14 protein-coding genes, 1 tRNA gene and 1 pseudogene are annotated in these 14,897 nt (G+C 39.6%); 6 read left to right on the top strand and 10 right to left on the bottom strand.

What is annotated here, in order from left to right:
• Window positions 1-232: 232 nt before the first annotated feature.
• Window positions 233-772, bottom strand: coding sequence for a DOMON-like domain-containing protein (locus FTT85_RS05890; protein ID WP_180008918.1), 540 nt, complete (start codon window positions 770-772; stop codon window positions 233-235).
• A 6-nt stretch (window positions 773-778) separates the two neighbouring features.
• Window positions 779-1,102 (bottom strand): YhbY family RNA-binding protein, encoded by a 324-nt coding sequence (locus FTT85_RS05885; protein ID WP_078191340.1) that lies wholly within the window; start codon window positions 1,100-1,102, stop codon window positions 779-781.
• A gap of 195 nt (window positions 1,103-1,297) precedes the next feature.
• On the opposite strand from FTT85_RS05885, the gene rlmE reads away from it, so the two are divergent.
• From rlmE to FTT85_RS05865, 4 genes are all read left to right on the top strand, one after another.
• Entirely contained in the window at window positions 1,298-1,948 is a 651-nt protein-coding gene (gene rlmE / locus FTT85_RS05880) for a 23S rRNA (uridine(2552)-2'-O)-methyltransferase RlmE (RefSeq protein ID WP_078192159.1), read from the top strand.
• A gap of 136 nt (window positions 1,949-2,084) precedes the next feature.
• The gene (ftsH, locus tag FTT85_RS05875) at window positions 2,085-3,983 is read left to right on the top strand and encodes an ATP-dependent zinc metalloprotease FtsH (RefSeq protein WP_078191443.1); all 1,899 of its coding nucleotides are present in this window, start codon (window positions 2,085-2,087) and stop codon (window positions 3,981-3,983) included.
• Between the two features lie 112 nt (window positions 3,984-4,095).
• On the top strand, window positions 4,096-4,950 hold the full coding sequence (folP, locus tag FTT85_RS05870; RefSeq protein ID WP_218948504.1) for a dihydropteroate synthase: 855 nt from the start codon (window positions 4,096-4,098) through the stop codon (window positions 4,948-4,950).
• Window positions 4,951-5,037: 87 nt separating this feature from the next.
• The gene (locus FTT85_RS05865; RefSeq protein WP_078191338.1) at window positions 5,038-5,352 is read left to right on the top strand and encodes a DUF5713 family protein; all 315 of its coding nucleotides are present in this window, start codon (window positions 5,038-5,040) and stop codon (window positions 5,350-5,352) included.
• Window positions 5,353-5,413: 61 nt separating this feature from the next.
• Here FTT85_RS05865 and FTT85_RS05860 read toward each other — a convergent pair whose 3' ends face one another.
• The 3 genes from FTT85_RS05860 to FTT85_RS05850 form a co-directional block, all read right to left on the bottom strand.
• Window positions 5,414-6,082: a hypothetical protein gene (locus tag FTT85_RS05860; RefSeq protein ID WP_180059273.1), complete on the bottom strand. Its 669-nt coding sequence runs from the start codon at window positions 6,080-6,082 to the stop codon at window positions 5,414-5,416.
• An 88-nt stretch (window positions 6,083-6,170) separates the two neighbouring features.
• A tRNA-Leu gene (locus tag FTT85_RS05855) sits at window positions 6,171-6,256 on the bottom strand.
• Window positions 6,257-6,425: 169 nt separating this feature from the next.
• Window positions 6,426-7,160, bottom strand: coding sequence for a hypothetical protein (locus FTT85_RS05850; RefSeq protein WP_180183099.1), 735 nt, complete (start codon window positions 7,158-7,160; stop codon window positions 6,426-6,428).
• 195 nt (window positions 7,161-7,355) lie between these two features.
• Here FTT85_RS05850 and FTT85_RS05845 point away from each other — a divergent pair, with 195 nt between their 5' ends.
• A complete protein-coding gene (locus FTT85_RS05845) occupies window positions 7,356-7,862 on the top strand; it encodes a hypothetical protein (RefSeq protein WP_078191335.1) in 507 nt (168 codons plus the stop codon).
• Window positions 7,863-7,955: 93 nt separating this feature from the next.
• Here the strand turns inward: FTT85_RS05845 and FTT85_RS05840 are convergent.
• The 4 genes and pseudogenes from FTT85_RS05840 to FTT85_RS05825 form a co-directional block, all read right to left on the bottom strand.
• Window positions 7,956-9,297, bottom strand: a pseudogene (locus tag FTT85_RS05840) (CitMHS family transporter).
• 267 nt (window positions 9,298-9,564) lie between these two features.
• A complete protein-coding gene (locus tag FTT85_RS05835; protein WP_078191333.1) occupies window positions 9,565-9,843 on the bottom strand; it encodes a hypothetical protein in 279 nt (92 codons plus the stop codon).
• 55 nt (window positions 9,844-9,898) lie between these two features.
• Window positions 9,899-11,227, bottom strand: a complete 1,329-nt coding sequence (locus tag FTT85_RS05830) for a hemolysin family protein (RefSeq protein WP_180076756.1) — start codon at window positions 11,225-11,227, stop codon at window positions 9,899-9,901.
• A 129-nt stretch (window positions 11,228-11,356) separates the two neighbouring features.
• Entirely contained in the window at window positions 11,357-12,349 is a 993-nt protein-coding gene (locus tag FTT85_RS05825; RefSeq protein ID WP_078191331.1) for a LysR family transcriptional regulator, read from the bottom strand.
• 683 nt (window positions 12,350-13,032) lie between these two features.
• Here FTT85_RS05825 and FTT85_RS05820 point away from each other — a divergent pair.
• The gene (locus tag FTT85_RS05820; protein ID WP_168378085.1) at window positions 13,033-14,637 is read left to right on the top strand and encodes an isocitrate lyase; all 1,605 of its coding nucleotides are present in this window, start codon (window positions 13,033-13,035) and stop codon (window positions 14,635-14,637) included.
• Window positions 14,638-14,714: 77 nt separating this feature from the next.
• On the opposite strand, the gene FTT85_RS18545 is transcribed toward FTT85_RS05820, so the two are convergent.
• A partial coding sequence (locus tag FTT85_RS18545; RefSeq protein WP_218955437.1) for a hypothetical protein occupies window positions 14,715-14,897 on the bottom strand: 183 nt, incomplete at its 5' end.

The raw sequence follows: 14,897 nt of genomic DNA, 5'->3' as shown, positions 1-14,897 counted from the left end.
ATGACATGAATTTTAAAACGCTTGAGCTAAGTCTAGTCATTCCAGGGAGCTGGATTCGGTGAGAGCGAATTAAACTTCAATTTAACGCTAAATATGCAAAAGGGAGTCATTAATGGCTCCCTTATTGTGAATGGTACATTTAAGTCCAAAATACTTATTTAAAATAAACAGGCAATAAAAAAGCAAAAGATCGTACTTTTGCTTTTTATCGAAGATCAAAACATCAAATGGTTTAGAACTGATGTAGCCAATCACGCTTGTTGTGAAAGTCAGCATTTGGACTACTATGCTGCATGGCATAGTACTGTTCACCTTGAGGGGTTTTCAGTACTGCAGTTAGACCAATATAGAGATCTTCCCATTTAAGTTTGTACTTCAGCATAAATTCTGTCAGATCAAGACTGACATTTAAGCCATAGTGCGTCCGTTTCAACTGATTCAGTTCAATATCGTAAGCAGCTTGTGGCGGCATATCTTCTGGATAGCGATATTCTTCAAACTGGTAAGCCTGCCAAGCTTGTGAAGGGGAGAGGTTGATTTCACGATAAAAGTCTTCATTGTGTACACCAATAAAAACTTCTAAGCAGGTCTGTTCCCACAAAAAATCGATTCGTGGGTGAGCTGATACCAATTCTGGCCATTGAATCAGTTGGTTTGGGTCTCGAATCCAATAACCCACATTTAAAGTATATGGGCTTTGTTGTTCGATAGCACCAACGACTGATACAGCCTGAAAGCGACGATCAAAGGCGCAGAGTTCGAAACTTGCCATAAATGCTTAGTTAGACAGGTGTGCGTAGCGAACAAGGTTAGACAGTTTTGCATTTTGTTTTGCCGCTTTGCGGTAAATCAAAGCAATCTTACCAATCGTTTGAACAACTTCAGAACCTGAAACAGTCGCAATTTCAGTAATCATTGCAGCACGAGCTTCACGGTCTTCTGCCACAACTTTTACTTTAATTAACTCATGGTCGTTTAACGCACGGTTTAATTCTTCAACAACGCTTTCTGATAAGCCTTTGTCCGCAACCATTACAACTGGGTTTAGGGTGTGACCAATTTGACGTAAGCGTTTACGTTCTTGAATAGATAAAGCCGCCATAAATATAACCTAATTTTAAAAACGACCTAGTATAGCAAAATCAAAGTTGAAGCGCTGTATTTAATCGGCATTTTCTCGATGAAGATTATTGAAAAAAACATGATTTAAGATGCTTTTTAGATACACATGTCTACTGCAAAAGTGCTGAATTTCACGTACAATCAAGACTGAGAAGTTTTTTTTATTTAGAGAGTTATGGCTACCCGCATTACTAACCAGAAATTATCCAAAAGTAGTCGTGACTGGATGCGTGAGCATCTTGATGACCCCTTTGTGAAAAAAGCACAAAAGGAAGGATATCGTGCGCGTGCCGCTTATAAATTGCTTGAAATTCAAGAAAAATACAAATTGATCAAGCCAGGCATGACCGTTGTCGACTTAGGTGCTGCACCAGGTAGTTGGTCGCAAATTGCCGGTAAACTTGTTGGCGACAAAGGTTTGGTAATTGCTTCTGATATTTTACCCATGGATGCTTTACCCGATGTGACCTTCTTGCAAGGTGACTTTCGTGAACAAGAAGTGTTCGATGAATTGTTAAAAATTTTAGATGGACGTACTGTAGACGTTGTAATTTCAGATATGGCCCCCAATACATCAGGTAATAAGGCTGTAGATCAACCGCGTCAGATCTATCTTTGTGAATTAGCAATCGACTTTGCTCAAAAGGTTCTTGGACCAAATGGACAGTTTGTTGTTAAAGTGTTCCAAGGTGTTGGATTTGATGAATACCGTAAGCAAGTTGTAGACACATTTGATGTGCTGAAAACAGCAAAACCGGCGGCTTCACGTGCTCGATCTAAAGAAGTGTTTTTAATCGGGCAGGGACGTAAGAAAGCTTTCAAGTAAAGTTTACTTGCCAACTCGTTAAAAATTGTGCATTTTGTACGTTTTTAAATTATTGCGAAGCTACTCTGCAGCGTAAGTATTAGAGTCACCCATGTAAATGGGATTGAACGAATTAGATAGAAATGGGAATAAAGCTTTGAGCGATCTTTTTAAGAATGCCGTGTTGTGGCTGGTTATCCTAGGCGTGCTGGTTTTAATCTTCAGCAACGTCAGTGACCGCAATCAACCGACCGCGATGAACTATTCTGAGTTCGTGGCAGCCGTAAATGCGGGTCAGATTAAACAAGTCACCATTGATGGCGAAAGAATTCGTGGCGAAAAATCAAACGGTTCTGAGTTTGAAAGTATCCGTCCTGCGGTTCAAGATCCTGAACTTATGCCGAACCTGATCAAGAACAATGTTGTTGTTGAAGGTACAGCGCCACAGCGTCAAAGTATTTTGATGCAACTTCTGATTGCAAGTTTCCCTGTTCTTTTAATCATTCTGTTATTCATGTTCTTTATGCGCAACATGGGTGGTGGAGCTGGTGGTAAGAATGGCCCAATGAGTTTTGGTAAGTCAAAAGCAAAAATGCTGTCTGAAGACCAAATCAAAGTGACATTTACTGATGTTGCGGGCTGTGATGAAGCTAAACAAGAAGTTGTTGAAATCGTTGACTTCCTAAAAGATCCATCTAAGTTCAAGCGACTTGGTGCAAGCATTCCGAAAGGCGTGCTCATGGTTGGTCCTCCGGGTACGGGTAAAACTTTACTTGCTAAAGCGATTGCGGGTGAAGCGAAAGTACCATTCTTTAGTATTTCGGGTTCTGACTTTGTTGAAATGTTCGTGGGTGTGGGTGCGTCTCGTGTCCGTGACATGTTTGAACAAGCAAAGCGTCATGCACCATGTATCATTTTCATCGATGAGATCGATGCTGTTGGTCGTCACCGTGGTTCAGGCACAGGCGGTGGTAATGATGAGCGTGAGCAAACATTAAACCAAATGTTGGTTGAAATGGATGGCTTTGAAGGCAACGAAGGTATTATCGTTATTGCTGCAACAAACCGTGCTGACGTATTGGATAAAGCTTTACTTCGTCCGGGTCGTTTTGACCGTCAAGTGATGGTATCTCTACCGGATATTAAAGGTCGTGAGCAAATCCTGAATGTACATTTGAAAAAATTACCTTCTGTGACTGGTGTAGATGTTAAAGTCTTGGCACGTGGTACACCGGGCTTCTCGGGTGCTCAGTTGGCTAACCTTGTAAACGAAGCAGCACTGTTTGCTGCACGTCGTAACAAGAACACGGTCGATATGCATGACTTTGAAGATGCGAAAGACAAGCTTTACATGGGTCCTGAACGTAAATCGATGGTGATTCGTGAAGAAGAGCGTCGTGCGACGGCTTATCATGAAGCAGGTCATGCGATTGTTGCTGAAATCTTGCCGGGTACAGACCCAGTGCATAAAGTGACAATTATGCCGCGTGGTTGGGCACTGGGTGTGACTTGGCAGTTGCCTGAACATGACCAAACCAGCCATTACAAAGACAAAATGTTGAATGAACTTTCAATTTTGTTTGGTGGTCGTATTGCCGAAGAAGTCTTCATTAACCAAATGTCGACTGGTGCTTCAAATGACTTTGAACGTGCAACAAAAATGGCACGTGCAATGGTTACTAAATACGGTATGTCCGATAAAATGGGCGTCATGGTTTACGAAGATGACTCACAGCAGTCATTCATGGGTGGTTTAGGAAGTCGTGTGATTTCCGAAGCAACGCAGCTTGAAGTTGACCGTGAAGTTCGCCGTATTTTAGATGAACAATATAAAGTTGCTCGCGACATTCTTGAAAATAACAAGGATATTGCGCATGCCATGGTGAAAGCATTACTTGAATGGGAAACCATTGATCGTGATCAAATCCGTGACATTATGGAAGGTCGTGAACCACAACCACCAAAAGTGTACATCGCTGAAAATCCAGTGATTGATGTAACACCAACGGATGGTCCAGATGTTCCACCACCATTACCGTCATTGCCAAAAGCATAAAAATTTAAAACCACCTTCGGGTGGTTTTTTTATATGAAAATAAATGCATGTGAGCGAAATGCTGAGCAAACTTAGCGTTAAAATAAGCATAGCAAAATCTGGGATGTGTAATATGAAGTTGGTGTCTTTGCCGAATAAAATTTTAAACTGTGGTAATTTGCAATTAGATTTGTCAGAGCCACATGTGATGGGAATTTTAAATGTCACACCGGACTCTTTTAGTGATGGTGGCAAACACAATGGTAAAGACCAAGCTATAGCACATGCCTTACAAATGATTGCGGATGGTGCGACAGTGATTGATGTCGGTGGTGAGTCAACACGTCCGGGTGCATCTGTTGTTGAGGTTGAAGAAGAAATTCGACGGGTCGTACCCGTCGTTGAAGCCTTATCTAAACACAATGTAGTGATTTCTATCGATACCTCACAACCTGAGGTGAGTGAGGTAGCGGTTCAGGCAGGTGCGCATATCTGGAATGATGTACGTGCATTAACTCGGCCGAATGCCTTAGAAACCGCTGCAAAACTGGATATTCCAGTGATCATTATGCATATGCGTGGCGAACCTACCACGATGAATAATCTAGATCAGTATCAAGATGTCGTGGCTGATGTAATCGATGAATTAAAGCAACGTGTGCAAGATGCATTAGATGCAGGTGTACGTGCAGAAAACATTATGATTGATCCGGGTTTTGGTTTTGCTAAAAATGCGCAGCAAAACTTAAAGCTTTTACAGCAATTCTATCAATTGAATGACATGGGCTATCCGATCCTTTCGGCATTATCTCGTAAGCGTTTTATCGGTGAAGCACTTGGCGGTGCAGATGCACAAAATCGCGCAGTAGGCTCGGTTGCAGCGCATCTACTCAGCATTCAACAAGGTGCATGTATGGTTCGCGCACATGACGTCAAAGCAACGGTAGATGCGATACGTGTTTGGCAAGCCATGCAGAATGCAGTGTGATTTGAAAATACTGAATTCCAATAAATTTGGTGAATTGTAGTATTTGTGTTATATAAGCGCCCTGAATGTTTTGTGATAGAGTTTCGTATGTTTGCAGATTTACTGCTACCCATGTTTGATGATGAATATTACCCAGATGTGTTGGTTGCAGAGGTGAAGTTATTGGTTGTTCAATTTGCGAAGAAAATTGCAAAAGCAGATTTAAGTTCAACTGATATCTACCATTTTGCCAATGAAACGGTTGCACAGCTCAATAAGATGAAACCTCAATTTGAAGATTTAGATTCGTCTTTGGATGATACGGCTGCAGATTATATTGCAGAAGCCATGATGATGGTGCTGCAAGATGAAGGCCATATGGATATTGAAATGGAAGAGTTGGTTGCTAACCGAGAATGGTAATTGAACTTTAAAAAAAGCCCTGTAGTGACAGGGCTTTTTTGTGTTTAGGGATTTAAAAAAGTCATTGAGCATTGTTTAAAAAATCTTTAAATGATGATTTGATCGATGCTGATAGTTTTTGTTCTTCTTGCATAGCTTGTAAGTGTAGGGTGTAGAAATACAATTGATGTTCTTTTTGTTTTAAAGATTGTTGATAAGACCAAAATGCCAGTTGGCGAAGCTTTTGTAGTTTTACTCGTTCAATGGCGCTGCTTTCAGGTTTATAAAATAATTCAGTAAATACACATAAAAACAGACTGAAAAAAAGTCCACAGAGACTGATGAGGTTTAATACATCTGTTTGTAGATACTTAAAGTTTATAGCGAGGATAAGTGTGAATCCGCCAAGGAGATACAGTTGTATTTGCAGACGCGGAACTGCGGACTTACTGCTAAAACGTGCTTGATAATGTGCATACCAGACATAGCAATAGATCCATGGAAGAATAATCAATAAACCAAGATTAAACGCCATTTTGGGGTCGTGTATTGAAAGTGCCGTTGAAAGCATATGACCAAGTACAGCGCTGCTAAGGGGGATAGAAAGTATCAGGCAAAAGCTAAAGATTAAAACAGGTGCAGTGGGTGTGAGATTGATAATTTTAAAATGTGCAAACAGCAGCCGTTGATAAAAGGCATCGGGATGCTTGAGTTGTAGTGCGGGGAGATTAAAATCTGAAGGTGTCGGCATCGAATAATAATAGATTTCTAAATTTTAGGCATAAAAAAACCAGCAAATTGCTGGATCTTTTATTGCACCAATCTTAGAAGTATAAGAATGGTGCCCGAGGCCAGACTCGAACTGGCACGCTTTGTGGGCGGGGGATTTTAAATCCCCTGTGTCTACCGATTTCACCACTCGGGCATGTGCGCAATAATAGAGGACGAAATGAAGCTTGGCAAGTGTATTTGATGGTGTTTGTTTTAAAATCAATCAATTCATGCATATAAGTTGAAAATATTCAAAAAAAGTGATGTATTGAATGACTTTTTGAGCAGTAATTGAAAGTTTTTTGCACTATATCAATGCTAACTTATTTCATTAGCTCATCAAGATAATGTTCGACATTTTGGTGCTTTAGCTTTTTACATAGCTGATTTTCCTGATGTAGCATTTGTATGTGCAAATTTTGGAACTGGGTAAAGCGCTCAGATAACTGTTTATGATTTACTTGATTTGGATTACTGAGTGTCAAACGTAATTTTGCTTTAAGCATTTGTTTATACGACCAATAAGCAATACGACGTGTCTCTTGTAGAAAATAGTATTCTTGGGTGTTACTCCCACCTTTGAATAGATTTTCTTTATAAAAACGCACAAAGCCGAAACTCATGGCGAAAAAGAACAATACAGATTGAACGAAGGTACTTTGTAAAAAGGCGATATTGAGTAACTGTAATAAAATCACGATCGCAAGTCTGAACGGCGTATTCTTCAAACTTTGATACAGGGACATTGAACTGTGCTTGATTTGCTTGATGACTAAGGGCACAACCAGCATAAAAAACAACATAATACTTAGTACAGCAATACCATGAGCGCGAAACTCACTCATATCTGGAAAATACAGTTGTACTGTATGACCAATACTCATGCTTAAAGAAATAAAAATCATCGCCGCCAAAACCCAAGGAATAAGTTCTTTGAGTTCGTCTAAAATGCCTTGAGTTTTCAGTTGGCTATAAAATAAATAATTATGTTTAAAGGCTGCTGGATATTGCTGTTTCAGTTGTTGAAGGTAAAGCGCAGCCTGTTTCTTTTGAGCCATATTGTGACGTTAGTATTAAAGCGTGAAAGTAATATAGTTGATTTCGATATTTTTGACAGAATTTTTTTCTAAATCATGTTGTATATCTGAACATTATAAGAGAAAACGCAATTTCTATAGCGAAGGTCGCAGTTTTCATGCTGCTTTTATGCGAAAATACATGATTATTGAATATTAAGTTTTTATAGGCAGTTTATGACTGATCATTCTCCTGAAACATTAAGCGATATCGAAATTCTAGACATTCTTCAGTCGATGAAATCAGATGTTTTAAATACTGAAGCAAATGAAGTGATTCGTAGTGGGGGAAAAGCTGGTCGTCAAGAAGCACACAAACAAGCTTTGGTAAAATTAAATCAAGCATTTGAAGATAAATTTGTTGAAGCTGTGACTTTGGCTTTAGGCTTAAATGAAGGCCAAAGTAAAAAAATACGCTACAAAAAAGATCGTATCCGTATTTTGAAAGTTCGTGGTATCGATTATTTAGCGATTGATGGTGCCGAAACTGCACAAGTACTGTCACAAGTTGCACAAGCGATTGTACGTGAAGACGCAACGGTGACTCATGACCTGCATAACATTTTCCCATTTTGGAAAGAAGGCTGGCCAATGGTGCAATTCGACAATGTTTATAAAATTTTAGAAGATGACATTCGCATACATTATGAAGCAGTTCTAGAAGCATTAATTTCAAAGCATTAATTACTACAAATGAACCTGTGAGTGTAAAGCACTGGCTAGTTCTATTGTTAAGCATAAAAAAGCACCTGATGGTGCTTTTTTATCTTTAAAATTTTAAGTTAAGCTCGAATAAAACGGAAACATCCCAAAGATCAGGCCTGCTGCTAACATGACAAAACACGTGATTACAGCCCAGATAATGGTAAATTTCTGATGTTGTCCAAACTCGATACCTGCAAGTCCACAGAGTAAATAGGTCGATGGGACAAGCGGAGAGAGTAGGTGTACAGGTTGCCCTACGATGGAGGCACGTGCCATTTCTACAGGTGCAATTCCATAATGAGCGGCAGCATCGGAAAGAATCGGCAAAACCCCAAAATAGAAAGCATCATTCGACATAAAGAAAGTCATTGGCATACTGATGACAGCGGTGATCGGTGCTAAATAGGGACCCATACTTTCAGGGATAATTGCCACAAGTTGTTTGGACATGGCTTCTACCATGCCTGTTCCAGCTAAAATTCCGGTAAAAATACCTGCAGCAAAAATGATGCCGACCACGTTTAAAGCACTACCTGCATGATGTGCGACTAACTTTTTCTGCAAGTCGACATTTTTGTAGTTGACGACTAGCGCAATACATAAAGCCACCATGAATAAAATAGGCATAGGTAAAATACTAAAAACCAGACAAATCATCAGAACGACGGTTAACAGTGCATTAAACCAACGTAGATCTGCGCGGTTGGCATCTGGATTATCTGAGATTTGAATGTTTTCACCATGGCTGATATCCAATTGGACAATTCCTAGACGCTTTCTTTCCATGCGACCATACATCGTTCCTAAGAAGTACAACCAGCCGATGGCAAATAACATCGGTAAAACCATCGGAACAAATACATCACTTGGGTCGACATGAAGCGCGCTGGCGGCGCGGGCAGTAGGCCCACCCCAAGGTGTAAGATTCATAATTCCACTAGAGAGCATAATCAAACATGCCATAATCAATGGGCTCATACCTAAGCGCTTATGGAGTGGCAGCATGGCCGCAACACAGATCATATAGGTTGTAGAACCATCTCCATCCAAAGAGACAATTAACGTCAGGGTAATGGTTCCAAGAACGACTTTTAAGGGATCACCTTTGACCATTTTTAAAATAAATTTCACCGAAGGGTCGAACAATCCGGTATCAATCATGATGGCAAAATACAGAATCGCAAAAAGCAGCATGATGCCAGTCGGTGCAAGTTTTTTTACACCTTCAATCATCATGTCGCCAATTTCATTTATTTGTATGTGTGACAAGCTGTCAAAATAAAAACCAAGTAACCACGCAATCAAGGCAAAAAGTAGGGGGAATTAAAGTCAGTGCGACAAGTGGGCTTAAGCGTTTCGACATGATCAAATACATAAAGCACAAGATCATGCCCAAACCGAGTACGGTTAACATGGTTCATTCCTTTGAAATATAAAGCTGTTTTTAAATCCAAGGGCAGAGCATAAAGAGAAATTTCATCAGTCAAAACAAAGGTGATAAAATGTGAAATACATCACTATTTTGATGAAAAATAGTCATTAATAATGAAGGTATTAAGGAAGAGGGATTTTTTGATTTATTTTAATTTTTATTCAAAAAAAGTGGTCTGTTTACATTTATTCAACATCTGTAGAGAACTGTAAATGCTGTGCCTATACAGTTTAATCACAATAAGTGCGCTTAAGCAAAAATAGACAGTAGCGTCCGAATCGGCCAACTAAAAAATCGGAACCAAAAAATTAAGGGATTATAAAAGAACAGACCAAAACGCATGGTTTCGTCATATTGTTGTCGACCGCGTTCATAGGGATAAGGTGTTAAAAACCAAGCAGTGACGATCAGTGCAACACCGAGCAATAGAAATAAAGGTTGTGGATGAGCTTTGAAAAAATAATAGATCAGATAAGCCCCAGTATAAAAACTAAAGCAAGTCAAAATCGCTTTAAGTGAAAAAGACATCGTTGTTATTCCATCGTATTTTTATTTTATTGTTTTAGAAAAAAGAAGAATCGAATTAATCAGATTCTTCTGGTGTATCCAGTTCAGTCTCAGTCTGTTGTAAGCGGGTCACTAATAATTGGTCAATTTTAAAGTGGTCTACATCCACAACTTCAAATTTGTAGCCATGATAAGTAACAAAGTCCGCTGGACGTGGAATTTTACGTAGTTTAAACATCATAAAGCCCGCAAGGGTTTCATAGTTTTCTTCATCGGGCATTTCATCTAAAGCGAGGGCATGCTTTAAATCTTCGATTGGTGTACTGCCATCGATAAGCCAAGAATCCGCATCACGTTTAATAATTTGTTGTTCTGCTTCAATCGGTGTTACCCAGTCGCCCATCACGGTAATCATAATGTCGGAGAGGGTAATAACGCCGACAACCAACGCATATTCGTTAATTACTACGGCAAATTTTTCTTTGGTTGAACGGAAACGATCGAGTAATTCGGACAGTGTTAAAGTATCTGGAATCGTGAGGACATTACGAATGGTATTTTCGTTGAGTTGTAAAAGTGACTGATTGTTCAAGATACGAACCAAAATATCTTTGGCATCTACATAACCAATCACGTCATCAATATTTTCACTACAGACCAAAAACTTCGAATACGGAAATTCTGCGAGTTTTTGACGAATACTGGCTTCTGATTCTTTTAGGGTAAAGTACACCACATTTTCACGTGTAGTCATACTTGAAGGGACATTACGTTCTTCCAGTTCAAATACGTTTTCAATAAAGTGGTGTTCTTGCTTTTGTAGTACACCAGCTTGAGCACCGGCATCCATCACGGCTGAAATATCGTCAAAGGTAATATTGTCATCACGTGTTGTATTCACTTTGAATAAACGAAACAACAAATTGGCAATGGCATTAATCACCCATGCCATTGGTTTACACACTTTAATGAAGATTTGAATCGGGTCTACAACAGCAACGGCGATTTTTTCAGGTGCGATCATCGCCAAACGTTTTGGCATCAAATCAGCAAATAGAATGAATAAGGAGGTGACTAAAGTAAACGACAGGGTGAATCCTATGGTTTCAGTCCACGGGCCCTGATAAAAACGGGTCACTAAGGTTATGAAATAAGGACGAAATGCACCTTCACCCAAAATACCGCCAAGAATTGCCACGGCATTTAAGCCAATTTGTGATGCGGCGAAAAAGTCTGCTGAGTTGGCTTGTAAGTCAAGCACACGTTGTGCACGTGAATCTCCAGATTCAGCCAAAATTTTAAGCTTTACTTTTCGTGCACCCGCAAGGGCAATTTCTGTTAAGGATAGAAAACCCGCACCGACGATCAGGAGAATAATAATGACAATATTTTGGAAAAGGCTCACGAATACACCTGTTTGTGATTCATTCTATTTTTCTGTATTTCTAACACAAAAATGGGCAAGGTAGTAGTCTTAACTACTACCTATATAGTGACAGTATACGTTTGAATTAATAAGGAATTAAAGAGTTAATTACTGATACTGTGAAAACTGAGAGTTATTCATTAAGTATTCGCGGTTTTCTTCTTCAATCATTTGACGTGCAACATACAAAATAAGTTGACGCAACCAGCGATGAGCAGGGTGATGATGAAGTAAAGGACACCACGCCATTTTTAATTCAAATTCAGGAATATAGAATGGTGGATCGCGAAGTAACAGGTTTTGACTTTTGGCTTGAAGGCGAGCAATACGGCTTGGCAGAGTCGCAACCAAGTCAACATTCGAGGCCAATAAGCCTGGCATTTGATAATGACGGGTGAAAACTGAAATTTTACGTTTTTGGCCAATACGTTCTAAGGCTTGATCAATCCAACCTAGACCCGCTTGTTTTTCAGGATTGACACCAAAACCGACACCCATACCTGTTTTAGATACCCAAATGTGTTGTGCATCTAGATAGCTTTTCAGGTTTAAATTATTTGCAGCAGGGTGCTTGGCATTTAAAAGGCATGAAAAACTGTCACGCCAGACCAAAACTTGGTGGAAACTTTGCGGAATTTCATTAAAGCGGTTAATCGCCAAGTCGACTTTACCTTGTTCCATATCTCGATAAGACACATCACTAGGCGTTAAAAAATCCAGAACCACATTGGGTGCTTCTGAGCGCAAAGCTTTTACTAGGCGCGGTACCAGTGTTGCTTCAGCATAATCTGACGTCATGATGCGGAAGACACGATTTGAAGTGTAAGGTCGGAACTCGGTACGGGGTTCCAAAATCATCGAAAGGTCAGAGAGAGCATCACGGATACGTGGCTGTAATTCAAGCGCACGTTCTGTAGGTGTCATACCTTCTGAAGAACGAATAAGAAGTGGATCATTAAATAAGTTGCGTAAACGACGTAAAATATTACTCATCGCAGGCTGAGTTACACCCAGTTGCTCGGCAGCACGAGTCACATTTTTTTCACGAAGAAGTACATCAAGATAAATTAATAGATTGAGATCGACCCGCTCCAGATTCATAAAATAAATACCGACAATAAAATCATGAAATTTATCTGATTATGCCATAACTACTAAGGCTTGTGTAAAAAATGGATGAAAAAATGACGTGTACTATTGTACTAAAATTCGGCAGTTTTAAGACAAATTTGCTGAAGCGACAGCACATATTTCTTAAACACTTATTACCTGTTTAGAATGATATTTTTAAATAAATATAATAAAAATACGGAGCAATTTTGATTATGCGAAGTGATGTTCATAAAACTCAAAAGTAAGATGAAATATCTCATTTACATGATCATTTGAGGACGGAATAACCGAGTATTTAGCTCGGTAAATTTGGGCAAAAATGGCGTAAAAAATGCTGTTTTTTTTAAAAGTGAATGCTCAGTCGACTTAAGTCTAATGAAGAATAATTCATCAAAATGTTTGAAAAATAGACAAGAAAATTAGCAAAATATATTAATAAAAGTATTTAAATACAAATGCTTATGAATATTGGTTAATTATTATAATACGACTTTAATCTACATATTTTTTAAATAAATACCGAAAATTAATGCAGAATATTGGATTAATTTTTTTAGTCAATCTACTCTGTGTCTATCGCAACGAAGTGTTCTAAATCTGAACAATCATTCGAGGGTATGATTTTAGCCTTACGTTGCAGAAAAATCCTAATATTATTACAGGAACATATCATGTCTACATACTTAACAGCGATTGATGCAATCCGTGAATTAAAAGCAAAATTCGGAAGCACTTGGCGCGATATTAGCCCAGAAGATGCTGCACGTATGCAAATGCAAAACCGTTTCAAAACTGGTTTAGACATTGCGAAATATACAGCTGCTATTATGCGTCGTGATATGGCTGCTTATGATGCTGATTCTAGCAAATACACTCAATCATTAGGTTGCTGGCACGGTTTTATCGCACAACAAAAAATGATTGCGAACAAAAAATACTTCGGTACAACTGAACGTCGTTATATCTACCTTTCTGGTTGGATGGTTGCAGCTCTTCGTTCAGAATTCGGTCCACTTCCTGACCAATCTATGCACGAAAAAACTTCAGTTCCTGCATTGATCGAAGAAATCTACACTTTCCTACGTCAAGCTGACGCGAAAGAATTAAACGACTTGTTCCGTGCGCTTAAAAAAGCAAACGAAGCTGGTGATACTGCTAAAGCTGCTGAAATCACTGCTCAAATCGACGGTTTCCAAACTCACGTTGTGCCAATTATTGCTGACATCGACGCTGGTTTCGGTAACGAAGAAGCGACTTACTTACTAGCTAAGAAAATGATCGAAGCGGGTGCTTGTGCACTTCAAATCGAAAACCAAGTATCTGACGCTAAACAATGTGGTCACCAAGCTGGTAAAGTTACAGTTCCACACGAAGACTTCATCGCGAAAATCCACGCTCTTCGCTATGCATTCTTAGAAATGGGTCTTGATGACGGTATCATCGTTGCTCGTACTGACTCTGAAGGCGCTGACTTGACTCAAAAAATCCCAGTGGTTAAAGAGCCAGGCGACATCGCTTCTCAATACATCAGCTACTTAGACACAACTGAAATTGACATTTCAGAAGCTCAAGAAGACGAAATCCTAATCAAGCGTAACGGTAAACTTCACCGTCCAAAACGTCTTGCTTCTGGCTTGTACCAGTTCCGTCCAGACACGCAAATTGACCGCGTTGTACTTGACTGTGTATCTAGCCTTCAAAATGGTGCTGACCTTCTTTGGATCGAAACTGCGACTCCAAACGTTGAAGAAATCGCTCACATGGTTAACCGTGTTAAAGAAACAGTTCCAAATGCGAAACTTGTTTATAACAACTCGCCTTCATTCAACTGGACTTTAAACTTCCGTCAACAAGCTTACGACCGTTGGGTTGCTGAAGGTAAAGACGTTTCTGCTTACGACCGTGCTAAACTAATGAGCGCTGAATACGATAACTCTGAATTAGCTGCTGAAGCTGACGAAAAAGTTCGTACGTTCCAAGCTGATGCTTCTCGTGAAGCGGGCGTGTTCCATCACTTGATCACACTTCCGACTTACCATACAGCTGCTCTTTCTACTCACGAGCTTGCTCAAGGTTACTTCGGCGACCAAGGTATGCTTGCTTATGTAGCTGGCGTTCAACGTAAAGAAATCCGCGGTACGATTTCTTGTGTTAAACACCAAGCAATGGCTGGTTCTGACATCGGTGACGACCACAAAGAAATCTTCGCTGGTGACAACGCGCTTAAAGCGGGTGACGATGCGAAAAACACAATGAACCAATTCGCTGCTCACTAAGCATTGAACTGATTCGAAAAAAAGCCCAGCGAAAGCTGGGTTTTTTTATGGCTTTAAAATCTTCTTAAATCCATTTATTAAAGTGTGTCGATATAAAAAAGCAGGGCATAACCCTGCAAATAGAGTGAGACAGCCACTGCTGTCCCATAGTTTGACTTAAATAAAAAACCTGAGTCCAAAATAGTTAAAATGTAAGTGCTAACAAAGACTTCAACTATAAAGGATTCAGGTTTTGTCACATCAGAATACCGTATTTCATC

This window comes from Acinetobacter sp. YH01020 (assembly GCF_013420275.1).
GTDB lineage: Bacteria > Pseudomonadota > Gammaproteobacteria > Pseudomonadales > Moraxellaceae > Acinetobacter > Acinetobacter amyesii.
This window is presented reverse-complemented; position numbering and strand designations above follow the sequence as displayed.